General features: G+C 69.0%; 24 protein-coding genes and 1 riboswitch. Of the genes, 6 read left to right on the top strand and 18 right to left on the bottom strand.

Going from position 1 to position 21916, the window contains the following annotated elements; all coding sequences use genetic code 11:
* Positions 1-3 precede the first annotated feature (3 nt).
* Complete coding sequence (locus tag AC07OX_RS05610; RefSeq protein WP_062478516.1) at positions 4-942, bottom strand: LysR family transcriptional regulator; 939 nt, start codon at positions 940-942, stop codon at positions 4-6.
* Positions 939-1448 carry a GNAT family N-acetyltransferase gene (locus AC07OX_RS05605; RefSeq protein WP_495260195.1) on the bottom strand — a complete coding sequence of 170 codons (510 nt, stop codon included), beginning with the start codon at positions 1446-1448 and terminating at the stop codon, positions 939-941. Before AC07OX_RS05605 ends, AC07OX_RS05610 begins: the two co-directional genes overlap by 4 nt.
* Positions 1449-1497: 49 nt before the next feature.
* Between AC07OX_RS05605 and AC07OX_RS05600 the strand changes: the two genes are divergently transcribed.
* Positions 1498-2163 carry a DedA family protein gene (locus tag AC07OX_RS05600; protein WP_062478522.1) on the top strand — a complete coding sequence of 222 codons (666 nt, stop codon included), beginning with the start codon at positions 1498-1500 and terminating at the stop codon, positions 2161-2163.
* Between the two features lie 73 nt (positions 2164-2236).
* Here the strand turns inward: AC07OX_RS05600 and AC07OX_RS05595 are convergent, their stop codons facing one another.
* Together AC07OX_RS05595 and AC07OX_RS05590 are read right to left on the bottom strand one after the other, a co-directional pair.
* Positions 2237-2527, bottom strand: coding sequence for a YMGG-like glycine zipper-containing protein (locus tag AC07OX_RS05595; RefSeq protein WP_223301444.1), 291 nt, complete (start codon positions 2525-2527; stop codon positions 2237-2239).
* Positions 2528-2656: 129 nt separating this feature from the next.
* Complete coding sequence (locus AC07OX_RS05590) at positions 2657-3085, bottom strand: helix-turn-helix domain-containing protein (RefSeq protein WP_159276157.1); 429 nt, start codon at positions 3083-3085, stop codon at positions 2657-2659.
* An 85-nt stretch (positions 3086-3170) separates the two neighbouring features.
* Between AC07OX_RS05590 and AC07OX_RS05585 the strand changes: the two genes are divergently transcribed.
* Together AC07OX_RS05585 and AC07OX_RS05580 are read left to right on the top strand one after the other, a co-directional pair.
* Entirely contained in the window at positions 3171-4040 is an 870-nt protein-coding gene (locus AC07OX_RS05585) for a class I SAM-dependent methyltransferase (protein ID WP_495260194.1), read from the top strand.
* Positions 4033-4533: a DUF2938 domain-containing protein gene (locus AC07OX_RS05580; protein ID WP_495260193.1), complete on the top strand. Its 501-nt coding sequence runs from the start codon at positions 4033-4035 to the stop codon at positions 4531-4533. Before AC07OX_RS05585 ends, AC07OX_RS05580 begins: the two co-directional genes overlap by 8 nt.
* Position 4534: 1 nt before the next feature.
* On the opposite strand, the gene AC07OX_RS05575 is transcribed toward AC07OX_RS05580, so the two are convergent.
* Together AC07OX_RS05575 and tsaE are read right to left on the bottom strand one after the other, a co-directional pair.
* Positions 4535-6040, bottom strand: coding sequence for an N-acetylmuramoyl-L-alanine amidase (locus tag AC07OX_RS05575; protein WP_495260192.1), 1506 nt, complete (start codon positions 6038-6040; stop codon positions 4535-4537).
* A complete protein-coding gene (gene tsaE / locus AC07OX_RS05570; protein ID WP_056579690.1) occupies positions 6037-6531 on the bottom strand; it encodes a tRNA (adenosine(37)-N6)-threonylcarbamoyltransferase complex ATPase subunit type 1 TsaE in 495 nt (164 codons plus the stop codon). The genes AC07OX_RS05575 and tsaE overlap by 4 nt, the downstream gene beginning before the upstream one ends.
* Between tsaE and queG the strand changes: the two genes are divergently transcribed.
* Positions 6517-7599, top strand: a complete 1083-nt coding sequence (queG, locus tag AC07OX_RS05565; RefSeq protein ID WP_495260191.1) for a tRNA epoxyqueuosine(34) reductase QueG — start codon at positions 6517-6519, stop codon at positions 7597-7599. The two genes, tsaE and queG, sit on opposite strands and share 15 nt — an antisense overlap.
* On the opposite strand, the gene arsC is transcribed toward queG, so the two are convergent.
* From arsC to AC07OX_RS05515, 10 genes are all read right to left on the bottom strand, one after another.
* Positions 7596-7976 (bottom strand): arsenate reductase (glutaredoxin), encoded by a 381-nt coding sequence (gene arsC / locus AC07OX_RS05560; protein WP_062473487.1) that lies wholly within the window; start codon positions 7974-7976, stop codon positions 7596-7598. The two genes, queG and arsC, sit on opposite strands and share 4 nt — an antisense overlap.
* Before the next feature lie 31 nt (positions 7977-8007).
* Complete coding sequence (locus tag AC07OX_RS05555) at positions 8008-8709, bottom strand: glutathione S-transferase family protein (RefSeq protein WP_495260190.1); 702 nt, start codon at positions 8707-8709, stop codon at positions 8008-8010.
* Between the two features lie 41 nt (positions 8710-8750).
* Positions 8751-9263, bottom strand: coding sequence for a 6,7-dimethyl-8-ribityllumazine synthase (locus tag AC07OX_RS05550; RefSeq protein WP_070061276.1), 513 nt, complete (start codon positions 9261-9263; stop codon positions 8751-8753).
* Positions 9264-9376: 113 nt separating this feature from the next.
* Positions 9377-9535: riboswitch (FMN riboswitch) on the bottom strand.
* A gap of 97 nt (positions 9536-9632) precedes the next feature.
* Positions 9633-11813 (bottom strand): TonB-dependent siderophore receptor, encoded by a 2181-nt coding sequence (locus AC07OX_RS05545; protein WP_495260189.1) that lies wholly within the window; start codon positions 11811-11813, stop codon positions 9633-9635.
* Positions 11814-12127: 314 nt separating this feature from the next.
* Positions 12128-13222 (bottom strand): DNA glycosylase AlkZ-like family protein, encoded by a 1095-nt coding sequence (locus AC07OX_RS05540; protein WP_495260188.1) that lies wholly within the window; start codon positions 13220-13222, stop codon positions 12128-12130.
* 48 nt (positions 13223-13270) lie between these two features.
* Entirely contained in the window at positions 13271-14149 is an 879-nt protein-coding gene (locus AC07OX_RS05535; protein ID WP_495260187.1) for a sugar phosphate isomerase/epimerase family protein, read from the bottom strand.
* A gap of 8 nt (positions 14150-14157) precedes the next feature.
* Positions 14158-15345 (bottom strand): dihydrodipicolinate synthase family protein, encoded by a 1188-nt coding sequence (locus AC07OX_RS05530; protein ID WP_495260186.1) that lies wholly within the window; start codon positions 15343-15345, stop codon positions 14158-14160.
* A 16-nt stretch (positions 15346-15361) separates the two neighbouring features.
* Positions 15362-16537, bottom strand: a complete 1176-nt coding sequence (locus tag AC07OX_RS05525; RefSeq protein WP_354345090.1) for a Gfo/Idh/MocA family protein — start codon at positions 16535-16537, stop codon at positions 15362-15364.
* A gap of 129 nt (positions 16538-16666) precedes the next feature.
* The gene (locus AC07OX_RS05520; RefSeq protein ID WP_354345091.1) at positions 16667-17650 is read right to left on the bottom strand and encodes a tripartite tricarboxylate transporter substrate binding protein; all 984 of its coding nucleotides are present in this window, start codon (positions 17648-17650) and stop codon (positions 16667-16669) included.
* 155 nt (positions 17651-17805) lie between these two features.
* A complete protein-coding gene (locus AC07OX_RS05515; protein WP_070061270.1) occupies positions 17806-18462 on the bottom strand; it encodes a TetR/AcrR family transcriptional regulator in 657 nt (218 codons plus the stop codon).
* Between the two features lie 95 nt (positions 18463-18557).
* On the opposite strand from AC07OX_RS05515, the gene AC07OX_RS05510 reads away from it, so the two are divergent.
* Positions 18558-20282, top strand: a complete 1725-nt coding sequence (locus tag AC07OX_RS05510) for a thiamine pyrophosphate-binding protein (RefSeq protein WP_495260185.1) — start codon at positions 18558-18560, stop codon at positions 20280-20282.
* On the opposite strand, the gene AC07OX_RS05505 is transcribed toward AC07OX_RS05510, so the two are convergent.
* Positions 20248-20541, bottom strand: a complete 294-nt coding sequence (locus AC07OX_RS05505) for a hypothetical protein (RefSeq protein WP_495260184.1) — start codon at positions 20539-20541, stop codon at positions 20248-20250. The two genes, AC07OX_RS05510 and AC07OX_RS05505, sit on opposite strands and share 35 nt — an antisense overlap.
* A 103-nt stretch (positions 20542-20644) precedes the next feature.
* On the opposite strand from AC07OX_RS05505, the gene AC07OX_RS05500 reads away from it, so the two are divergent.
* Positions 20645-21424, top strand: a complete 780-nt coding sequence (locus AC07OX_RS05500) for a helix-turn-helix domain-containing protein (protein WP_495260183.1) — start codon at positions 20645-20647, stop codon at positions 21422-21424.
* A 40-nt stretch (positions 21425-21464) separates the two neighbouring features.
* Here AC07OX_RS05500 and AC07OX_RS05495 read toward each other — a convergent pair whose 3' ends face one another.
* A complete protein-coding gene (locus tag AC07OX_RS05495) occupies positions 21465-21908 on the bottom strand; it encodes an SWIB/MDM2 domain-containing protein (protein ID WP_062473465.1) in 444 nt (147 codons plus the stop codon).
* Positions 21909-21916: the final 8 nt, after the last annotated feature.

Below are 21916 nucleotides of genomic sequence, written 5' to 3'. Positions count from 1 at the left end.
CGTTCAGAAGGCCTGTCGCCAGACGCGCGACAGCGCCTGCCACGCGCAGTCGACTTCCGGCCGTTTGAGGGCGCCGGCGAGGCAGACAAAGCGCAGGTCGCAGCCGATGCTCACGCGGTCGGCAATGACCAGGCCGTCGCGCTGGCTGGCCTGCAGCGCCAGCGCATCGCGCGCCAGCGAAATGCCCACGCCGGCGCGCACCAGCGCCAGCATCGACATCTCCTGGTCGGCCTGCGCGGCCTTCTTCAGCACCAGCTTGTGGGCCTGCAGCACCGGCGCCAGCAACCGCGAATGCGACGAGGTCGCCGGTGCCAGCACCCACGGCAGATACGCCAGCTCGGGCCAGTCGCGGCCCAGCACCTGGGGTGCCCAGCCGCTCGGGCCGATCACCTGGTAGTTGAAGCGCGCCAGCACCTGCGAATGGAACAGCTCGCCGTCGTGGCGCCGTGAGGCGGCGCTGGCCTGCGGCAGGTCGGTGGCCTCGGGGTCGCCGAGATAGAAGCCGATGTCCAGCTCCTTGTTCAGCAGTTGGGCCAGCACGTCGCCGCTCGTGCCCTGGTGCAGCTCGGTCTCGAGCTCGGGCGCCAGCGCCACCAGTTCGGTGAGGAAGGGGCTGAGCCGCGTGAAGTCGGGGTCGAGGATGGTGCCGATGCGCAGCGAGCCGCGCACGCCGCCCTTGAGCCGCTCGGCGGCCACCGCGAAATCGTTCAGGCTTTCGAGCGCATGTTCGGCATGGTTGAGCAGCGCCGCGCCGTCGCGCGTGAGCAGCAGGCCGGTGGGCGTGCGCTGGAACAGTTCCAGTTCGACCAGCGCGCCCAGTTCCTTGAGCTGCAGGCTCACGGCCGGCTGCGTGAGGAACAGACGCTGCGCGCCGCGCGACACCGAGCCCTCGCGGGCCACGGCCACGAAGGCCTGCAGGAGCCGGGGCTCGATCTTCTTCATGCCGCGCCGGGGAAAGGCTGCAGCTGCTTGTACATGACGAAGGCGTCCACGAAGCCCAGCTGCGGATGCCTGAATGCGCCCGGCAGCGTGCCGACGATGGCGAAGCCCATGTGCTGCCACAGCCGCACCGCGCGCTCGTTGGTGGAGACGACGAAGTTGAACTGCATCGCCAGGAAGCCCATGCGCAGGGCCTGCTGCTGCGAGTGTTCGCACAGCGCCGAGGCCACGCCCAGGCCGCGCGCCGCCTCGGACACCACGTACCCGCAGTTGCTCACGTGCGCGCCCTGGCCGGGCTGGTTGGGGCGGATCACATAGGTGCCGAGCACGGCGCCTTCGTCGTTGCAGGCCACGAAGGTCAGCGTGGGCACCTTCGTCCACGAGTGACGGGCCTGTTCTTCCGTCACATCGGGCGGGTAGGTGTAGGTGTCGCCGCGGCGGAACGTCGGTTCGAGAACGGCCCAGAGGGCGGGCCAGTCGGTATCGAGGGCTTCGCGGATCTGGATCATGGGGTGATTCGGAAAAGGTGCGACATGCCAACAAGGATAATCCGCGCCCATGGAAATCATCAGCTTTCTCGTCGACTTCATCCTTCACGTCGACAAACACCTCGAGGCCTTCGTGGTCGCCTACGGCCCCTGGGTCTACGCGCTGCTGTTCCTGATCGTGTTCGTCGAGACCGGCGCGGTGGTCATGCCGTTCCTGCCGGGCGACTCGCTGCTCTTCATCGTCGGTGCGCTGTGCGGCGTGGGGCTCATGAGCTTTCCGCTGGCCTGCGGCATCCTGATCGCGGCGGCCATCCTGGGCGACCAGTGCAACTACTCGATCGGGCGCTACTTCGGGCCCAAGGTGTTCCAGTGGGAGAACTCGCGCTTCTTCAACCGCAAGGCCTTCGACCAGGCCCACAGCTTCTACGAACGCTACGGCGGCATCACCATCGTGCTGGCGCGCTTCATGCCGTTCATTCGCACCTTCGCGCCCTTCGTGGCCGGCGTGGCCGAGATGAACCGCGCGAAGTTCACGGCCTACAACGTGGGCGGTGCGCTCATCTGGGTGCTGGGCATCGCCACCGCGGGCTACTTCTTCGGCAACCTGCCGTTCGTGCGCCAGCACCTGGACAAGATCATCTGGGCGCTGATCTTCGTGCCCGGCCTGCTGGCGATCTTCGGCGCGTGGCGCGCCTCGAAGGCCGAGAAGGCGCGGGCGGCGGCGTCGCAGGCCTGAGCGGCTCTCGGCCCGCCCCAGAAAAAAAACGCGCCGAAGGGCGCGTTTTTTCGTTGAGGGTTGGAAGGATCAATCAGTAGCGCGGCCCGTTGTCCGGGTAGTAGCCACTGCCGCGCGGGTAGCGTTGCTGGTTGTAGTAGTTGCGCTCGTCGACGTTGCGGCCCACCTGGTTGCCGATGATGCCGCCGATGGCCGCGCCGCCGAGCGTGCTGCCCGTGTTGCCGCCGATCGCATGGCCCACCGCCGCGCCGCCGAGTGCGCCAATGCCGGTGCCGAGGTTCTGGTTCGGACCGCTCGCACAACCTGCCAGCGTCATGACCGAAGTGGCAGCTGCAGCGGCGATCCAGAGACGTGTCTTCAACATGAGGTCCACCTTTCGAGAGTGATGGCTCATCATGGTCAAAAGTATGCATTTCGCGGTGTAGGAGCCTGCCGCGCTTGCCTGTGCGCAGGGGCGCGTGTTGCGGAACGCAACGCCTGAAAGCACGTGTGGCTAGGGGGTTCGCGGCTTCGGCGCCTTCTTCTTCGGGGCTTCCAGCGCGCCCGACGACGCGGCCCGCAGGATGCGGCGGAAGGTGGGGCATTCCATGTGGCTGGGCGCGGGGCAGACCGCCGCATGCCGCAGGCCGTCGCGCATCGCCGTGAGCTGGCGGATCGTGCGGTCGAGGTCCTGCGCCTTGTCCGCGAGCACCTGCCGGTCGATGCGCGGCTTGCCCTCGGGCGAGAACATGTGGCCGATTTCCTCCAGCGAGAAACCGGCGGCGCGTCCCAGCGCGATGAGCGCCAGCCGCTCCAGCACCTCGGGCGCGAACACGCGGCGCAGGCCGTGCCGGCCGGTCGACGCGATCAGCCCTTTTTCTTCATAGAAGCGCAGCGTCGAGGCGGGAACGCCGGCGCGTTGCGCGACTTCCGAAATGTCCATGTGCCGGCCCCCTCTTGACTTCAAGTCGACTTGAATTGGCACAGTCTAGCTCTCGCCGCTTGAAGGCACCTGAAGGAAAACGATCATGGACGACACATCTCCCGCCAATGCCGAACAGGCCGCCCTGTGGAACGGCCACGCTGGCAGCGCCTGGGTCCGGACGCAGGCCGTGCTCGACGCGATGTTCCAGCCGCTCGAAGCGCGGCTGAGCGACGCGGTGCGCGCCGTGGGCGCCCGCCGCGTGCTCGACGTGGGTTGCGGCACCGGCCGCACGACGCTCGCCGTGGCGCGGCAACTCGGCGCAACAGGGCAATGCCTCGGCGTCGACATCTCGGCGCCGATGATCGAAGCAGCGAAGGCCCGCGCCGCGCGCGAGGTGCTCCCGTCGGCCCGCTTCGTCTGCGCCGACGTGCAGGGCCATGCCTTCGAGCCGGCGGCGTTCGACACGGTCATCTCGCGCCTGGGCGTGATGTTCTTCGACGACCCGGTGCGGGCCTTCACGAACCTGCGGCACGCGGCGACCGACGGTGCGGCCCTGCGCTGCATCGCCTGGCGCGGCGGGGCCGACAACCCGTTCATGACCACGGCCGAACGCGCCGCCGCGCCGCTGCTGCCCGGCCTGCCGCCGCGCCTGCCGAACGCACCGGGCCAGTTCGCGTTTGCCGACCGCGCGCGGGTCGCGGGCATCCTCGAGGCGAGCGGATGGGGCGAGGTCGACATCCAGCCCTTCGAGGTCGAATGCGCGTTCCCCGTGACGGCGCTGGCCGACTACTTCACGCGGCTCGGGCCGGTCGGCCTGGTCCTGCAGGAGGTGGATGCCGCGACGCGCGCGCAGGTCGTCGAGACGCTGCATGCCGCCTTCGCGCCCTATGTGCAGGGCGACGACGTGCGCTTTGTCGCGGCCTGCTGGATGATCGCGGCGCGCGCGCCGGCGCGGGAGCGTGGCCATGTCTGAAGCTGCTGAATGCGCGCTGCGCACGCTGTGGATCGGCGCCGGCGCGACCGCGGTGATGGACCTGTGGGCCGTGCTGCGCCAACGCCTGTTCGGCATTCCTTCGCTGGACTACGCGCTCGTGGGCCGCTGGCTCGTGCACCTGACGCGCGGGCGCTTCTTTCACGACCCCATCGGCAAGTCGTCGCGCGTGGCGGGCGAGGGCGCCATCGGCTGGACCGCGCACTACCTGCTCGGCATCGCGTTTGCGGCCGTGCTGCTCGCGGGCTGGGGATTGGAATGGGCGCGCCAGCCGACGCTGGTGCCTGCGTTGATCGTCGGCATCGGCACCGTGCTCGTGCCGTTCTGCGTGATGCAGCCCGCGATGGGCGCGGGCTTCGCGGCGCGCCGCACGCCGCGCCCTGCGATGGCGCGGTTCCAGAGCTTGGTCACGCACAGCGTCTTCGGCGTCGGCCTTTATCTGGCCGCGTGGGGCGCCCGCGTGGCGGGCTTCTAGCCTAGAGCTGCCGGCTGCGCGCGAGCGGCGGGTTCTGCGCGAAGTAGCGCTGGATGCCGCGCATCAGCGCGTCCGCCAGGTTCTCTTGGTAGTCGGCGCGGCGCAGGTTGGCTTCTTCCTCGGGGTTGCTGATGAAGGCGGTCTCGACCAGCACGCTCGGGATGTCGGGCGCCTTCAGCACCGCGAAGCCGGCCTGCTCGACCTGCGCCTTGTGCAGCCGTGCACCGATGCCCTTGATCTCGCCGAGCATCGCGCCGCCGAGCTTCAGGCTGTCGTTGATCTGCGCGGTGGTGCTCATGTCGAGCAGTGCGCGCTGCACCTGCGCCTCGTGGTTGCCCACGTTCACGCCGCCGACCTTGTCGGCGTCGTTTTCCTTGTTGGCCAGCCAGCGCGCGGCGCTGCTGGAGGCGCCGCTCTGGCTCAGCGCGAACACGCTGGCGCCGCGCGCGGCGGGCGTGGTGAAGGCGTCGGCGTGGATGCTCACGAACAGGTCGGCCTGCACGCGCCGCGCCTTCTGCACGCGCACGCCCAGCGGCACGAAGAAGTCGGCGTCGCGCGTGAGAAAGGCGCGCATCGGGCTGCCGTTGACGCTGGCCGCGTTGATGCGCTCGCGCAGGCGGTGCGCCACCTGCAGCACGATGTCTTTCTCGCGCGTGCCGTTCGGGCCGATGGCGCCGGGGTCTTCACCGCCGTGGCCGGGGTCGAGCGCCACGATGATGATGCGGTCGGTGCGGCTGGCCGTGGCGCGCGGTGGCGGACCGGGCGGCGTCACGGGCCGGGCCGGGGGCGCCGCGGCCACCACGGGCGGCGGTGCCGGCGGCAGCGGCATGCCGCCGGGCGGCAGGGCCGGTGCGGGGCCGGAGGGCGCGGGGCGCGCGGCCTGCTGCGCCATCAGGTCGCCCAGCGGGTCGCCGGGTGGCATGGCGGGGCGCACGGGCGCGGGGGCCGGCGATGGTGCAGCGGGGGCGGGCGGGGCGGTGGCGACGACGGGGCCGTTGCTGGGGGCGGTGGTGGTGCTGTTGCCGTTCTTGGGCGCATCGCGCAGCCGCTCGGCGATCAGTGCTTCCATCGGGTCGATGGCCTGTTCGGGGTACAGGTCGAGCACCAGCCGGTGCTTGTAGGCGGCCACGGGCGCCAGCGAGAACACCTGCGGGCGCACGGTCTGCTTCAGGTCGAACACGATGCGCACCACCTTCGGTGCGTTCTGCCCGATGCGCAGGCCGTTGATGTACGGGTCGCCCGGCTTGATCTTGCCGACCAGGTCGCGCAGCTCGGTGTTCAGGTCGATGCCCTCGATGTCCACGGCCAGCCGGGGCGGGCTGCCGACCACGAGCTGCTGCGAGTTGAGGCGGGCGTCGGACTCGATGGTCACGCGGGTGTAGTCGGCGGCGGGCCACACGCGCACGGCGAGGATGCTGGCGCCGCGCGCGATCTGGTGCACGCCCAGCATCAGCGCGATGCTGCCGCCTTGCAGCAGCACGCGCCGTTTCAGGCCGGTCGCCTTCATGCGGCCAGGCACGCCAGCAGATCGCTGCCGCGAGGGGTGTTCGCCAGGAGGGTCACGCTGCGGGTGTCGTCGGTCATTGCTTCTATTTTAATAGCTAGGTCGGCAGGTGGGGTGCGCCCCGCGGCGTTTTCCGGCCACTCGGCCAGCTTGAGGCCCGGGCCTGCGAAGATGTCGCGGAAGCCCGCGTCGTCCCATTCGCGCGGGTCGGCGAAACGGTAGAAGTCGAAGTGGTAGATGGCCAGCCCGTCGGGCGCCTCGTGCGGCTCGACCACCGCGTAGGTGGGGCTCTTGATGCGCCCGGTGATGCCCAGCGCGCGCAGCAGGTGACGCACGAAGGTGGTCTTGCCGGCGCCCAGGTCGCCCTGCAGCGCGATGAAAGCGTCGCGCAACGCGGGCGATGCGGCAAGCGCGCGCGCCAGCGCGTCGGTGTCGTCTTCGCCCTGCCAGCGCAGGGTGCGCGTTTCTACAATCGGCAAGTGATCGTCAGCCATCCACTCGTTGCTCGTATTCAGGCCTTGGCCCGGGAACTCGGATTCTCCCAAATCGGAATCGCGGGCGTCGATCTGTCGAGCGCCGAAGACGGTCTGATGCAATGGCTGGCCCATGGGTTCCATGGAGAAATGCAATACATGGCAACGCACGGCACGCGCCGCGCGCGGCCCGCGGAGCTGGTGCCGGGCACGGTGAGCGTGATCACCGCGCGCATGGACTACTTGCCGCGCGACACCGACGCCGAGTGGCAGGCCATCGAGTTCGACCGGCTGCGCCGGCCCGGCGAGGCCATCGTGTCGCTGTACGCGCGGGGCCGCGACTATCACAAGGTGCTGCGCAACCGCCTGGCCAAGCTCGCCGAGAAGATCGCCGAAGAGGTCGGCCCCTTCGGCCACCGCGCCTTCACCGATTCGGCGCCAGTGCTCGAGGCCGAGCTCGCCTCGCGCAGCGGCCAGGGCTGGCGCGGCAAGCACACGCTGGTGCTCGACCGCGACGCGGGCTCGATGTTCTTCCTGGGCGAAATCTACGTCGACATGGCGCTGCCGCCGAGCGAGCCCGTCAGCGCGCACTGCGGCAGCTGCAGCGCCTGCATCGACGTGTGCCCGACGCGCGCCATCGTCGCGCCGCAGCGGCTCGATGCGCGCCGCTGCATCTCGTACCTGACGATCGAGCACGCCGGCGCCATTCCGGTGGAACTGCGCCCGCTGATGGCCAACCGCATCTACGGCTGCGACGACTGCCAACTGATCTGCCCCTGGAACAAGTTCGCGAAGAAGAGCACGCTGCCCGACTTCGACGCGCGCGAGGGGCTCACGGGCCGCACGCTGGCCGAGCTGTTCGCGTGGAGCGAGGAAGACTTTTTGCGCCGCACCGAAGGCAGCCCGATCCGCCGCATCGGCCACGAGCGCTGGCTGCGCAACATCGCGGTGGCGCTGGGCAATGCGGTGCGCTCAGGCGAGGTCGGCGCGAAGGAAGCGCTGGCCACGCGCGCCGAACATCCGAGCGAGCTGGTGCGCGAGCATGTCGCGTGGGGGCTGGCGCAGCAGCCCGAAGATCAGCCGGTTTAGGCGGGCAGGATCTCGCGCACGCGTTCCCAAGGGCGGCACATGAGCGTGCCGCGCGGCGACACCACGATCGGGCGTTGCAGCAGGATCGGGTGCTCGACGATCGCGTCGAACAGCTGGTCGTCCGTCAGTTTTTCGTCCGCCAGCTTCAGTTCTTCGTAGGGCGCTTCCTTCGTGCGCAGCAGGTCGCGCGCCGTCAGGCCCATGGCCTTCGCCAGCTCGCGCAGCTTCTTCTTCGAGGGCGGCGTTTCCAGGTACAGGACGATCTCGGGCTCCACGCCGCTTTCGCGGATCAAGCCCAGCACGTTGCGCGACGTGCTGCAGTTGGGCTTGTGGTAGATCGTCATCGGGTAGGCGGTGGTCGGTGTGCGTGCGGTCATGGCGTCGATTATGAGAAGAGAAGAACGGGCCTCAGCTTGTCTCTTCGTCCGCATCCATCGAGAACGGAAAGCGCGCCGCCCAGAACGCCGCCAGTCGCGGGTCGGCGTCCACGCGCCGCACCACGCGCGCCATGCGCGGCGCCACGCGGTAGAAGCGCCGGCGGGTCGGCGTCCAGCGCGACACCACGGTCACGTACAGGTCGAGCATGCTGAGCTTGTCGCCGAGCAGGTAGGGCGAAGGTTCGTCGATCTGCGTGTCCATGAGGTGCCAGCAGTGCGCGATGCGCGCGGCCGTGCGTTCGAGCACCACGGCTTGCGCGGCGGCATCGGCCGCGAGGCGCGAAGGCTCGTCGCGCACCCAGAACATCGAATAGATCGAGGCCGGCAGGTAGACCATCCAGCGCAGGTACTGCGCGCGGCGCGGGTCGCCGGGCGCGGGGCAAAGCCCGGCCTCGGAATAGCGGTCGCCCAGCCAGATGAGGATGGCCGCGCTCTCGGTCATGACTTCGCCCGAAGGCAGCACGAGCGCGGGCACCTGCTGCATCGGGTTGACGTCGGTCAGCCGCTCGCGCTCGGACTCGCCCTCCCAGGGGGCGATGTCGACCGTGTCGACCTGCGCGCCGATCAGCGTCAGCGCGGCGTGGATGGGCGTGGCGCCCGAGCCGGGCGCCCCATAGAGGGTGTAGCGGTCGGCGGCTGCTGCTGCGACCGCCGGGGCGGATGGAGAGGCCATCCGCGCAGGTTACTGCAGGCGTGCGCCTCTTGCCAACCCGCTCAGGCGGCCAGCAGCGCGTCGACCTTGTCCAGCGCCTCGAGCGTCTTGAAGCAGGCCTCGGCCACTTCCGTGCCCTTGATCGCGAAGTGGCGGTGGAAGTACTTGCGGTGCTCCACGTGCTCGTGGAAGTGGTGCGGCGTGAGCACGGCCGAGAAGATCGGCACGTCGGTCTCCAGCTGCAGCGACATCAGCGTGCTGACGACGGTGTTGGCGACGAACTCGTGGCGGTAGATGCCGCCGTCCACCACCAGCGCGCAGCCGATGATGGCCGCGTACTTGCCCGAGTTGGCCAGGCGCTTGGCGTGCAGCGGAATCTCGAAGGCGCCGGGCACATCGAAGATGTCGATGAGTTCGCGCGCCACGCCGAGCCGCGCCATCTCTTCGAGAAAGGCGTCGCGTGCCTGGTGGACGATGTCGGAATGCCATTGCGCCTCGACGAATGCGATGCGCTGGCCGCGCGGCGAACCCGACGCGGTGACGGCAGAAAGGGGAAGGTCGTTGATCTGACTCATGGTGTGCCTCTTGAAAGCAGGTTTCCTGAATCAGGGCGCACGAAACCACAGGCCCGCTCGCGCGCCGGTTTGCCCAAAAAGAGCAAAGCAAGGCGCGCGGGCATGCCCGCATTTCGCGCTCTCTTTCATCCGGACTGTGACCGTCGGCTTCGGAATCGCACCGAAATCTGCTGACCCTCGGACCTGTGGCAGGCCCGAGGCGCTCGCGGGCTTGTGCAACTTTCGTTGCCATCACCGCCGGTGGGGAATTGCACCCCGCCCTGAGAACGCTTGCCGTCCGGCGAACCGGACGACGGCGCGATTCTAGAAGCACGCCGTCGGGCCGGTTGTCGCCCGCGCGCCAGACCTTCGAGCGCGCGGGGATTTGCTTCAGAAGCGGTACGTCGCGCTGGCGGTCAGGGTACGGCGCTGGCCGTAGAAGCAGTCGCCGCGTGCCAGGCAGGTGGTGATCTGCACCTTGTCGGTCAGGTTGGCCACGTTGAGCGCCAGGCGCAGCGGGCCGTTGTCCCACGCGAACATCGCGTCGAACAGCGTGACCGCGGGCGCGGGGTTGCTGTCCATGCCGTCGTACGACTTGCCCAGGTAGCGCACGCCGCCGCCGGCCGAGAAGCCGTGCAGGCCGCCGATCGAGAAGCGCTTGGTCACCCAGGCCGAGGCCGTGTGCTTGGGCACGCCCGAGATGCGCTTGCCCAGGTCGGAGCCGTTGCTCTTCGACACGCGCGCGTCGGTGTAGGCGTACGAGGCGATCCAGTCCCAGTCGCGCGCGATGCTGCCCTTGTACTCGAGCTCCAGGCCCTTCACGTGCACTTCGCCGAGCTGCACGCTGTTGAGCGGGTTGGTCGGGTCGGGGGTCTTGCGGTTGGTGTCGCGCAGGTCGTACACGGCCGCCAGGAACGAGGTGCGCTGGCCCGCGGGCTCCCACTTCACGCCGGCCTCCCACTGCTTGCCGCGCTGCGGCTTGAAGGGGTTGTTCGACGTGTCGACGCCGCCCAGCGGCAGGAACGATTCGGCGTAGCTCAGGTACGGCGCCCAGCCGCCGTCGGCCAGGTAGACCAGGCCGGCGCGCTTGGTGGTGGCCTTGTCGTCGGCCGCCGCGGCGGGGCGGCCTTCGGTGTCGGTGGTGGCCTTGTCGTGGCGCAGGCCCAGCAGGCCGATCCAGCGGCCGTACTTGACCTGGTCCTGCACGTACAGGCCCGCCTGCTTCTGCACCACCTCGGGTGCGCGCGTGTAGCTGGTGGGGGCCGTGTAGTTGCCGTACACCGGCGCGTACACGTCGAGCGCGCCCGCGCGGCCGCGGCCCGAGAGCTTGGAGGTGGTGTTGCGCTGGAAGTCCGCGCCCAGCAGCAGCGTGTGCTCGACCTCGCCGGTCCTGAAGTGCGCCTCGGCCTGGTTGTCGAGCAGCAGCATCTTGCCGCCGTTGATGTCGCTGCTCAGGTCGCGCTCGATGGTGCGTTGGTCGGCGTTGAACACCGGACGCGCCGGACGGCCCGTGAGGCGGTTGGCCGTGAAGCTGGTGTACGAGGTGTTGTACCAGACCTTGCTCTCGGTCGAGCGCAGGTTCTGGCGCACCGTCCAGGTGTCGTTGATGCGGTGGCTGAACAGGTAGCCCAGCGAGGTGCTGCGCGTGTCGAAGCGGTCGAAGCCGGGCTCGCCGGTGAAGGTCGAGGTCGGGATGCGGCCGTACAGAGAGGGCAGCAGCGTGCCCTGCCACGGGAAGAAGCCGATCAGCGAGCCGCTCTTGTCCTTCTGGTAGGACGCCTGCAGCGTGAGCGAGGTGTCGGCGTTCGGACGCCAGGTGAGCGAGGGCGCGATCGCGATGCGGTCGTCCGACACGTGGTCGACCTGCGTGCCGCTGTCGCGGTTCACGGCCACGAGGCGGTACATCCACTTGCTCTCGGGGTCGAGCGAGCCGGTGAAATCGGCGGCGATCTGCTTGCGCGCGTTGTTGCCCAGCTGCAGCTGCACCTCGCGCTGCGTCTCGGCCTGCGGACGCTTCGACACGAGGTTGAGCACGCCGCCGATGCCGCCTTGGCCGTACAGCACCGACGACGGGCCGCGCAGCAGCTCCACGCGCTCCAGCATGTACGGGTCGGGCCGGCTGGCGTTGTAGGTGCCGTAGGTGCGCTGCAGGCCGTCGAGGTACTGCACGGCGTCGCCGCCGCGGGCCTTGAACGAATCCACGCGGCTGTCGAAGTAGCTCGACACCACGCCGGCCGTGTAGTTGGTGGTCTCGCGCAGGGTGAGCGCGCCCTGGGCTTCGATCTGGTCGCGCGTGACGACCGAGATGGCCTGCGGCGTCTCGATCAGCGGCGTGTCGGTCTTGGTGGCGGTGCTGCCGCGCCTGGCGACGAAGCCCGTCACGGGACCGGTGGCGGTTTCACCCGCATCGCCCGAGACGGTGACGGTGGGCAGCGCCTGCCGCGTTTCGGCAGCAGCGGCTTCTTGCGCGTGGGCGTGTGCGCTGGCGGCGAGCGCCACGGCGGTGACCGCGACCGTGGCATAGCCCCGCCGCGTGCGCGGCGTTCCGGGGCGACGATTCTTGAGTGTCATGTGCAGCTTCTCCTGTGTCCTGCTTCGGACGTGTCTAGGGCGGGGGAGTGGCTGCGGCGCGGTCAGGCGCGCCATGGCTTCTCGGGTGCGATCGAAAAAAACGGAAACGAACGAGCGCGTGCCGTGGCGCATTCCGAAAGGAAAGCGCATCCGGCTGGTGTTGTGTGTCTACGGCGTCGTGGGGGCAGTGGCCGGGGGCGACGACGGGATGTGTCGTCGCTCGGGCTGCTGCGTCTTCGTTCCTTCGAAGACGGCTGGCGGGCTCGCGGCGGGCGCGGGCGGCTGGCTGAGGCGGGCGATTATAAAAGGCAGCGTCAGCGGCCCGCGAGGAACTGCGTCATGCGGTGCAGTTCCTCATCGAGGCCCGCGCGGAAGGCCGCGCCGTGCGGCTTCTTCGCGTCGGCATAACCGAAGGCCGGCTGCAGGCGGCCTTCGGGCGCGCTCACATTGGCCCAGCCGATCACGCGCTCGTGCCACAGCATCGGCAGCGCGTAGTAGCCGAACTGCCGTTTCGGCGCGGGCGTGTAGGCCTCGAACTTGTATGTCCAGCCCCACAGCAGCTCGAAGCGGCGGCGGTCCCACACCACCGGGTCGAAGGGCGCGAGCAGCCGCACCGCGTCGTCGGGCGCATGGCGGCGCGAGGCGGGGTTCTCGTCGGCAGGCCAGTACCACGTCGTGCCGTCGATGCGGCAATTGGCCAGCTCCTCGCGCGCCAGCCGCAGCGCCGCCTGCGTCTGCGCAGCCAGGTGCGGCGCGCCATAGCCGAGCAGGCGAACGAGGTAGGTCAGGCTCGTGGCCGGCAGCGGCGCGTACTTGCGCACCACCAGTTCGATGAGCGCCGCCGCACGCTGCGCGCGCCCGGCGGGGCTGTCGTCGGCGGGCGGATGGCTCACCGCTTCGTAGACCCGCGTGCCGCTGTCGCGCCGCACCACGCGCAGCAGGCCCCGGTAGTGCATGCCGTCGAGCAGGTGCGTGGTGGCGTTGCTGGAACCGCCCCAGTAGTTCTGGATGCGGCCGTGCGCGAAGTGCTGCTCGACCTGGCGCGGATGCACCGGACCGTGCTCGCGCACATAGGCCAGCACGTCGGCGGCCTTGCGGCGCGTGTCCGCGTCCCAAGCTTTCTTGGCCTCGCGCGGATGCATCAGCGCCAGGTGTTCGCGTGGCAGGAAGCCGTAGTTGACGAGGCAGTCTTCCTCGATCGCAAGCCGCGCGTAGCGGTTTTCGAGATCGCCCGCGCGATAGTCCTTCACGCGGTGGCGCAGCGTGAGGTCCTGCGCCCGCGCCGGCGCACGGATCGGGTCGGCCTGCACGAAGCCGAGCTTGCGGATGGCGGCGGGCAGCGTCGTCGGCGTGAAGAGGGTGCGCGCGACGGCGTAGCGGCGCAGGTCGTCGAGGGTGGGGTCAGCCATGGGGCGGATTGCAGCACAAGCGGCTGCCTTTCGCTTCGGCCGGATCGATCAGACCGCGCTGCGGTGTCGTTCGATGCAGACGTCGAGCGTCTCGGCCCCAGTCCGTTGCCACCAGTCCAGGTTCGAAAAGATCTCGACCTCGCTGAACCCCGCAAACCCCGCGTCCTCGACCCACCCGCGAATCTTCTTCAACTCGACAACGCCGTCACCCATCATCCCGCGATCGGAGAGCAGGTCGCGCGTCGGCGTGAGCCAGTCGCAGACGTGGTACGCCAGCAGCCGCTCGCGGCCGGCGCGGGCGATCTGCTGCTGCAGCTTCGGGTCCCACCACACGTGGTAGATGTCGAGCGCCACGCCGAGCATGCCGGTCTTGCGTGCATCGAGTTCGTCGCACAGGTCGAGCGCGTGCTCGAGTGTGTTGATGCAGGCGCGGTCGGCCGCCTGCATCGGGTGCAGGGGCTCGATGGCCAGTGGCATGCCGACTTCGCGCGCGTAGTCGAGCGATGCGGCGATGCCGTCGCGCACCTCGCTGCGTGCGCGGCCGATGTCCTTGTACGCCGCCTTGCCGTCGAGCGCGCCGGGCAGGGCGCCGACGACCAGCACGAGGCAGGGCGCGTCGAGCGTCTTGGCCTCGTCGATGGCGCGGCGGTTGTCGTCGAGCGCGGCCTTCAGGCCGGCCGCGTCGGGCGCGGGAAAGAAGCCGCCCCGGCAGTAGCCCGAGAGGCCGATGCCGTGCGCCTTCAATTGCCTGGCCACCTTGTCGAGCCCGACGGCCGCGACCTGGTCGCGCCACGGGCTGATGGCGCGGATGCCGCGTTCGGCGCACTGGTCGATGAGGCGGTCCAGCGGCACCTCGGCGCCCGACTGCTTGCGGATGGTCGCCGTGTTGATCGACAGCCAGTCGTGGTTCTGCGAAAAGTCGCGCATGGTCGCCATCAGCCTTCCACGCCGTGCAGCGCCAGCAGCGTCTTCATGCGCCACACCGCGAGTTCGGGCTGCTCCAGCAGGTTGGCCGCATCCGCGAGACGGAACAGTTCCGCGAAGTGCTGCAGCGAACGCGTGCTCTGCTGGCCGCCCACCATCGTGAAGTGCTTCTGGTGGCCGTTGAGCCAGGCCATGAACACCACGCCCGTCTTGTAGAAGCGCGTGGGCGCCGCAAAGATGTGGCGCGACAGCGGCACCGTCGGGCCGAGGATCGCGTGGAACTTCTCGCTGTTGCCTTGTGCCAGTGCACCGAGCGCAGCACTCGCGGCGGGCGCGATGGCGTCGAAGATGCCCAGCAGCGCATCGCTCTTGCCGTGCGTCGGCTCGCTGCCGAAGCCGTCGCCGGCGATCAGTTCGGCGTAGTTGAAGTCGTCGCCCGTGTACATGCGCACACCCTTCGGCAGGCGGCGGCGCATCGCGATTTCCTTGTCCTTGTCGAGCAGGGAAATCTTGATGCCATCGACCTTTTCGGGGTGCGCCGCGATGATGCCCACGGCGGTGTCCATCGCTGCGTCGACATCCTTCGTGCCCCAGTAGCCCGCCAGCGCCGGGTCGAACATGTCGCCCAGCCAGTGCAGCACCACGGGTTGCTTCGCCTGGCTCAGGATGCGGTCGTACACGCGCTCGTAGTCGGCGGGGCTCTTGGCCACGCGGGCCAGTGCGCGGCTGGCCATCACGATCAGCTTGCCGCCGAGCGCCTCGATGGCGGCCATCTGTTCTTCGTAGCCGCGGATCACGTCGTCGACGCTCTTCACGTCGTCGATGTTGAGGTGGTCGGTTCCGCAGCCCGAGGCGACCAGTGCGCCCGGCATGTCCTTCGCCGCATCGAGCGAGCGGCGGATCAGTTCGAGCGAGGTGGGCCAATCCAGGCCCATGCCGCGCTGCGCGGTGTCCATCGCCTCGGCCACGCCCAGGCCCAGCGAGAACAGGTGGCGGCGGTAGGCGATGGTGGTGTCCCAGTCGACCGCGCATTGCAGCCACGGGTCGATGGCGGCGAGCGGATCGGCCACGACGTGCGCGGCCGAGTAGGCGATGCGGTTGAACTTGGCGCCCGCATCGGGCTTCACCGGCGTGGTGCCGCGCAGGGCGTAGGGCGCGAGCGCGCCGCTCGTGGTGGGGAGGGTCAGCGACAGGGCCATGGCTTTGTCTTCTTCCTCAGACCTTCAGCGTGGGCACGTCGATCCAGCGGCGCTCCTGCCACGAGGCGAGCGCGGCCTCGACCAGCTGCACGCCCTTGGCGCCTTCGGGCAGCGTCCACTTGTAGGGCGCGTCTTCCACCACGTGGCGGATGAAGTGTTCCCACTGGATCTTGAAGCCGTTGTCGTAGACCTGCGAATCGGGAATCTCCTGCCACTGGTCGAAGAAGTTCATCGTCTGCTTCTCGTCGGGGTTCCACACCGGTCGCGGCGTGGCCACGCGCGACTGGGCGCGGCAGCTCGACAGGCCCGCCACGGCCGAGCCGTCGGTGCCGTCGACGTGGAAGGTCACGAGGTCGTCGCGGCGCACGCGCGTGGCCCAGCTCATGTTGAGCTGCGCGATCACCGGCTCGCCGTTGTGGCCCGTGAGTTCGCAGGTGGCGTAGGCCGCGTCGTCGGCGGTGGCCTCGTAGGGCTTGCCGGCCTCGTCCCAGCGCGTGGGAATGTGCGTGGCGCCGATGCACGATACCGACTTCACCTCGCCGAACAGGTTGTCCAGCACGTAGCGCCAGTGGCACATCATGTCCAGGATCATGCCGCCGCCGTCTTCCTTGCGGTAGTTCCAGCTCGGGCGCTGGATGGGCTGCAGGTCGCCCTCGAACACCCAGTAGCCGAACTCCAGGCGCACGCTGAGCATGCGACCGAAGAAGCCCGCGCGGCGCAGCATGTCGAGCTTGCGCAAGCCCGGCAGGAAGAGCTTGTCTTGCACCGCGCCGTGCTTCAGGCCCGTGGCCTTGCCGGCCTCGTCGGCCAGGCGGGCGATCTCGACGGCTTCGTTGAGGTTGGTGGCGATCGGCTTCTCGCAGTACACGTGCTTGCCGGCGCGGATGGCCTTGGCCAGCAGCGTGGGGCGCATCTGCGTGGTGCCGGCGTCGAAGAAGACGGTGTCGTCCTTGTTCGCGAGCGCCTGGTCGAGGTCGGTGCCCCAGCGCGCGATGTTGTGGGCCTTGGCGAGCGCTTCCATCTTCTCGGCGTTGCGGCCGATGAGGATCGGGTCGGGCATGACCTTGTCGCCGTTCGACAGCGTCACGCCGCCCTGGGCGCGGATGGCGCAGATGGAGCGGATCAGGTGCTGGTTCATGCCCATGCGTCCGGTGACGCCGTGCATGATGATTCCGAGACGTTGGATGGCCATCGTGGGTTCCTTGGGGAGATGCAGGGGAAAAAAGAAAGGGTCTTCGATCGGCGTAGCGCGTGGCAACGCCGGGGCAGGCCGGGCTGCCCCGCGTGCACGACGCGGCGCGAGACCTCGGCGTGTCTGCTGTTACTGCTGGACCGCGAGGCCGGCGGCCTTCACGAGCTGCGCGTTGCTGGTGATCTCGTCCTTGATGTAGGCGTCGAACTGCTCGGGCTTGAGCGTCCAGGCGTCGGCGCCCAGCTTGAGGAAGCGCTCCTTCACCTCGGGCGTGGCCAGGGCCTTGACCACTTCGTCGTGCAGGCGGTTGACGATGTCGCGCGGCGTCTTGGCGGGCGCCATCATGCCGATCCAGAAGTTGAACTCGGAGCCGGGCACGCCGGCCTCGGTGGTGGTGGGCACGTCGGGCAGGGCGGCGGCGCGCTTGGGCGAGCCCACGGCCAGCGCCAGCAGCTGGCCTTCCTTGATCTGGCCGATGACGGGCGCGATGGGAGAGAAGTAGTAGTCGACGCGGCCCGAGAGCACTTCGGTGACGGCCTCGCCCGATCCCTTGAAGGGAATGTTGGTCGCATCGATCTTCGCGGCCATCTTGAATTTTTCGGCGTTCAGGTGCGTAGCGCTGCCCTGGCCGGCCGAGGCGAAGTTCATGCTGCCGGGCTTGGCGCGCGCGGCGGCCAGCAGCTGCGGCAGGGTCTTGATGTTCTTGCTGGGCGAGATGACCAGCGCGTTGGGCAGCGACGAGATCGGCGTGACGCCTGCGAAGTCGTGCACCGTATCGAAGGGCAGCTTGGCGAAGGTCGACGGGCTCACCGTGTGCGACGACGAATGGATCATCACCGTGTAGCCGTCGGGTGCGGCGGTGGCCACCGCCTGCTGGCCGATGGTGCCGCTGGCGCCGCCGCGGTTCTCGATGATCAGCGCCTGGCCCATGCTGGTGCCCATCTTGTCGGCGATGGCGCGGGCAATGATGTCCGTCGTGCTGCCGGCGGCGAAGGGAACGATCACGCGGATCGGCTTGGTGGGGTAGCCGTTCTGCGCTGCGGCCAGGCCCGGCAGCAGGGCGGCCAGGCAGGTCAGCGAGGCCAGGAGGGTGGTGCGTGCAAATTGCTTCAAGGTTGTCTCCGCGCGGTCGGGCCGCAGTTCTTGAGTCATCAATTCACCATTGAGTGAATTAGTGAATTGTAGGAAGGGCTGCGCCGCAGCGTCAACTGACGCTGCTTGGTGAAAACCCGGAGGCGTGGAAAAGGGCGCCTGGGGCGCCCGAAGGCTCAGTGCAGGACGTAGCCCAGCACGAGGTCGGTCATGTGCGAGAGGCGTTGCGCCATCGCCTTGGGGGCTCGCAGGTCACGCCCGAAGATGGCCGACAGCGTGTGGTTGTTCGAGAGGTAGAAGTAGCACAGCGAGGCGATCGATATGTACAGCTGCACGGGGTCGACGCCGGCGCGAAAGAGGTTGTCCTTCTTGCCGCGCTCCAGCACGGTGTCGAGCAGCTGCACCAGCGGCGAGTTCATCTCCTGGATGCGCTCGGAGCGCTTCAGGTGCGCCGCGCCGTGCAGGTTCTCGCTGTTGAGCAGCGTGATGAACTCGGGATGCTCCAGGTAGTAGTGCCAGGTGAACGACACCAGCTGGCGGATCGCCTCGACGGGCTCGATCTCGTCCAGGTGCAGGCGCTGCTCGGCGGCGCGGATGTCGGCGTACACGCGCTCCAGCACGGCCAGGAACAGGTCGTCCTTGCTGCCGAAGTAGTAGTAGATGAGGCGCTTGTTCAGGCCCGCGCGCTCGGCGATGCTGTCCATGCGCGCACCGGCCAGGCCGCGTGCGGCGAACTCGTCGCGCGCCGAGGCGAGGATGGCCAGTTGCGAGCGGTCGGCGTCGCGCGAGCGCGGCTCGAGCGTTTCGGGCAAAGAGTCCTTGGGGGCCTTCATGACGCGAATTTAACCAATTGGGGAATTAAGACAAGGCGTGGAAGGCAGGCACACATAATCGCCGGAGACATTTGCAACTGAGGTTCGAACTTTCCATGAGTACATCACAACCCGCGGGCCACCTGATCGTCGAGTGCCTGGTCGAACAAGGCATGCAACTCGCCTTCGGCGTGCCGGGCGAGAGCTTCCTGGCGGTGCTCGACGGCTTCCATGCCTACCGCGACCGCGCGCGTTTCGTGGTGAACCGGCAGGAGGGCGGCGCGGCCTTCATGGCCGAGGCGCACGGCAAGCTCACGGGGCGCCCGGGCGTGTGCTTCGTGACGCGCGGGCCGGGCGCGACCAATGCCTCGATCGGCGTGCACAACGCGTTCCAGGATTCGACGCCGATGGTCCTGTTCGTGGGCGACGTCGGCAGCGACTTCCGCGACCGCGAGGCCTTCCAGGAGGTGGACTACGCCAGCTTCTTCGGGCCGAGCACCAAGGGCTTTGCCAAGCGCGTGGAGCGCATCGACGACGCCGACCGCATTCCCGAGTACATCGCGCGCGCCTTCGCCACCGCGATGAACGGCCGGCCGGGCCCGGTCGTGCTGGTGCTGCCCGAGGACATGCTGCGCACCGAGACGGCGGCACGGCCGCTGGCGCGCGTGGAGGCGGTCCAGCCGTGGAGCGACCCGGGCGCGCTGCGCACGTTGCGCGAGTTGCTGCTGAAGTCGCAGCGCCCGCTGCTGATCGCCGGCGGCGGCGGCTGGACGCCGCAAGCCGCGCAGGCGCTGCAGCGCTTCGCCGAGAACTGGCGCCTGCCGGTGGCAAACGCCTTCCGCTTCCAGGACACCTTCGACAACCACCACCCGCAGTACGCGGGCGACGTGGGCATCGCCATCAACCCGAAGCTCGCGCAGCATGTGAAGGACGCCGACCTGGTCCTGGCCATCGGCCCGCGCCTGGGCGAGATGACGACCGGCGGCTACACGCTGCTCGAAGCGCCGAAGGCCAAGCAGACGCTGGTGCACATCCATGCGAGCGCCGAGGAGCTGAACCGCGTCTACCAGGCCGACCTGGCGATCAACGCCGGCATGAGCGCCGCGGCGCGCAGCCTCGAGGTGCTGAGCGCGCCGCCCTCGCTGCCATGGGAAGCCTGGACGCAGCAGTTGCACGCCGACTACGAAGCCTGGCTGCAGCCGCAGGCGCTCACCGGCATGCCGGCCGAGACGCCGCGCGGGGCGGTCGACATGGCGGTCGTGGTGGCGCTGCTGCAGAAGCACCTGCCGGCGGATGCGGCCATCACCAACGGCGCCGGCAACTTCGCGAGCTGGGTGCACCGCTACTTCCGCTACCACGGGCTCGCCAAGGGCGCCAAGACGCAGCTGGCGCCCACCAGCGGCGCGATGGGCTACGGCGTGCCGGCGGGCATTGCCGCGAGCATCGCCACCGGGCGCGTGGCCTTCACGATCGCGGGCGACGGCGATTTCCTGATGAACGGGCAGGAGCTGGCCACGGCCTCGCAGCACGGCGGCAAGAGCATCGTCGTGCTGCTCAACAACGGCATGTTCGGCACGATCCGCATGCACCAGGAGCGCGAGTACCCCGAGCGCACCAGCGGCACCGCGCTGCGCAACCCCGACTTCTGCGGCCTGGCGCGCGCCTACGGCTACGCGGCCGAGCGCGTTACCGAGACGGCGCAGTTCGAGGCGGCGCTGCTGCGTGCGCTGGCGGCCGACACGGGCACGCTGATCGAAATCCCGCTCGACCCCGAAGTGATCACCACGCGCGGCACGCTGGCGTCGATCACGCGCGCGGCGAAGCAGCAGGCGCAGGGCTGAGCGTCACGCGATGGCGGGCCACCTCGTCGCGCAGCGCGGGCGAGCGCAGTTCGAAGACGTTGAACAGGCCGAGCGCATCGAGCGTGGGGATCAGCGCCGCGAGGTCGTCGCGGGCGACGCGGCGTTCGTCGGCCGTGGCGTTCGGGTCTTCGAGCACGCGCGCATTGGCGAGGAAGGCGCCGACCGAGCCCTTGCGCACGGTGTGGCCGTCGATGACGGTGAAGTCTTGGCCGTCGGGAATGATGTCTTGCGCTTTCATGGCGGTTCCTTGGTGAGTCGGGTGGAGGTGCGTCCGATGCTAGGCAGCAGGGCGCTGCCTGGCTTGCGGCGCGGGGCCAATCGATACCGACTGCGGGCCAACCATGGCGGCTGAATCGCCTGCAACGCTCTGGCGCTACACGCACGAGGCACCGCGCGTCACGGGCTGCCACGCACACGAGACCGGCCAGCTGTTCGCGTTGCGCGAAGGCCTGCAGGTCATCGAGACGCCTGCTGGGCGCTGGGTGCAGCCACCAGGATGGATCGGCTGGATCGCGCCGCGCTGCGCCCATGCCGCTCAGAGCTTCGGGGCCACGGCGGGATGGCACCTGCACATCGATGCGTCGGTTGCGCAGGCCTTGCCGGACGGGCCGCACGTCTTTGCCGCCACGCCGCTGGTGCGTGAGCTGGTGGCGCGGCTGATGTCGCTGGAGGCATCCGATGCACTGCTGGAGCCCCGTCGCGCGCGCTTGGTGGGTGTGCTGATCGACGAACTGGCGGCCGGCGGGCGCGAGTCGCTGCATCTGCCGATGCCGCAGGACCCGCGGCTGGTGGCGATGGCGCGTGCGCTGGCAGACGATCCGTCACTGGCCGACGGCATCGACGACTGGGCCGATCGCATCGGCATGGCCCGTCGCACGCTCACGCGCCGCTTCGCCGCCGAGACCGGGCTGAGCTTCACGCAATGGCGCCAGCAGGCGCGCCTGCTCAAGGGCGTCGAGATGCTGAGCCTGCGCGAGCCGGTGACGGCGGTGGCGCTGACGGTGGGCTACAGCTCGGTGAGTGCCTTCATCGAGGCCTTCCGCAAGCACTTCGGCTGCACGCCCGCGCGCTTCTTCGAGGCGGGCGAGGGCTTGCTGCAGGCGAAAAAAAAGCCCGCATGACGCGGGCTTTTTGACTCAGGAGCACAAGGCCCCCGAACGCTTACTTGACGTGCTTGCCAATCAGCGCAGCCAGTTCGAACATCGAAACCTGGGCCTTGCCGAAGATTTCCTTCAGCTTGGCGTCGGCGTTGATGTTGCGCTTGTTGGCCTTGTCTTGCAGGTTGTTCTTCTTGATGTAGTCCCACAGCTTGCTCACCACAGCGGTGCGCGGCAGAGGCGTCGAACCGACCACAGCGGCCAGAGCCGGGCTGGGGGTCAGGGCCTTCATGAACGCAGCGTTGGGGGTGCGCTTCTTGGCGGGAGCGGCCTTCTTTGCAGGAGCCTTCTTCGCCGGTGCAGCCTTCTTTGCAGGAGCAGCCTTCTTGGCGGGCGCCGCTGCCTTCTTGGCCGGTGCGGCCTTCTTTGCAGGAGCCGCAGCCTTCTTTGCGGGAGCGGCCTTCTTTGCCGGAGCTTTCTTGGCCGGAGCCTTCTTTGCAGTTGCCATGGTTGATT

The sequence above is a fragment of the Variovorax sp. GW821-FHT09D07 genome, from assembly GCF_059416345.1.
Note: the sequence above shows the minus strand (reverse complement) of the source record. Positions and strands in the feature narration are given on the sequence as shown.

Excerpts from the sequence above, each read along its gene's own strand:
- arsC (WP_062473487.1), bottom strand. The coding sequence starts at position 7,976 with ATGACCGCACGCACACCGACCACCGCCTACCCGATGACGATCTACCAC.
- AC07OX_RS05555 (WP_495260190.1), bottom strand. The coding sequence starts at position 8,709 with ATGGCCTCTCCATCCGCCCCGGCGGTCGCAGCAGCAGCCGCCGACCGC.
- AC07OX_RS05585 (WP_495260194.1), top strand. The coding sequence starts at position 3,171 with ATGGACGACACATCTCCCGCCAATGCCGAACAGGCCGCCCTGTGGAAC.
- AC07OX_RS05505 (WP_495260184.1), bottom strand. The coding sequence starts at position 20,541 with ATGAAAGCGCAAGACATCATTCCCGACGGCCAAGACTTCACCGTCATC.
- AC07OX_RS05605 (WP_495260195.1), bottom strand. The coding sequence starts at position 1,448 with ATGATCCAGATCCGCGAAGCCCTCGATACCGACTGGCCCGCCCTCTGG.
- AC07OX_RS05550 (WP_070061276.1), bottom strand. The coding sequence starts at position 9,263 with ATGAGTCAGATCAACGACCTTCCCCTTTCTGCCGTCACCGCGTCGGGT.
- AC07OX_RS05540 (WP_495260188.1), bottom strand. The coding sequence starts at position 13,222 with ATGGCTGACCCCACCCTCGACGACCTGCGCCGCTACGCCGTCGCGCGC.
- AC07OX_RS05545 (WP_495260189.1), bottom strand. The coding sequence starts at position 11,813 with ATGACACTCAAGAATCGTCGCCCCGGAACGCCGCGCACGCGGCGGGGC.
- AC07OX_RS05535 (WP_495260187.1), bottom strand. The coding sequence starts at position 14,149 with ATGCGCGACTTTTCGCAGAACCACGACTGGCTGTCGATCAACACGGCG.
- AC07OX_RS05600 (WP_062478522.1), top strand. The coding sequence starts at position 1,498 with ATGGAAATCATCAGCTTTCTCGTCGACTTCATCCTTCACGTCGACAAA.
- AC07OX_RS05500 (WP_495260183.1), top strand. The coding sequence starts at position 20,645 with ATGGCGGCTGAATCGCCTGCAACGCTCTGGCGCTACACGCACGAGGCA.
- AC07OX_RS05525 (WP_354345090.1), bottom strand. The coding sequence starts at position 16,537 with ATGGCCATCCAACGTCTCGGAATCATCATGCACGGCGTCACCGGACGC.
- AC07OX_RS05580 (WP_495260193.1), top strand. The coding sequence starts at position 4,033 with ATGTCTGAAGCTGCTGAATGCGCGCTGCGCACGCTGTGGATCGGCGCC.
- AC07OX_RS05515 (WP_070061270.1), bottom strand. The coding sequence starts at position 18,462 with ATGAAGGCCCCCAAGGACTCTTTGCCCGAAACGCTCGAGCCGCGCTCG.
- AC07OX_RS05510 (WP_495260185.1), top strand. The coding sequence starts at position 18,558 with ATGAGTACATCACAACCCGCGGGCCACCTGATCGTCGAGTGCCTGGTC.
- AC07OX_RS05530 (WP_495260186.1), bottom strand. The coding sequence starts at position 15,345 with ATGGCCCTGTCGCTGACCCTCCCCACCACGAGCGGCGCGCTCGCGCCC.
- tsaE (WP_056579690.1), bottom strand. The coding sequence starts at position 6,531 with ATGGCTGACGATCACTTGCCGATTGTAGAAACGCGCACCCTGCGCTGG.
- AC07OX_RS05595 (WP_223301444.1), bottom strand. The coding sequence starts at position 2,527 with ATGTTGAAGACACGTCTCTGGATCGCCGCTGCAGCTGCCACTTCGGTC.
- AC07OX_RS05590 (WP_159276157.1), bottom strand. The coding sequence starts at position 3,085 with ATGGACATTTCGGAAGTCGCGCAACGCGCCGGCGTTCCCGCCTCGACG.
- AC07OX_RS05575 (WP_495260192.1), bottom strand. The coding sequence starts at position 6,040 with ATGAAGGCGACCGGCCTGAAACGGCGCGTGCTGCTGCAAGGCGGCAGC.
- AC07OX_RS05610 (WP_062478516.1), bottom strand. The coding sequence starts at position 942 with ATGAAGAAGATCGAGCCCCGGCTCCTGCAGGCCTTCGTGGCCGTGGCC.
- AC07OX_RS05495 (WP_062473465.1), bottom strand. The coding sequence starts at position 21,908 with ATGGCAACTGCAAAGAAGGCTCCGGCCAAGAAAGCTCCGGCAAAGAAG.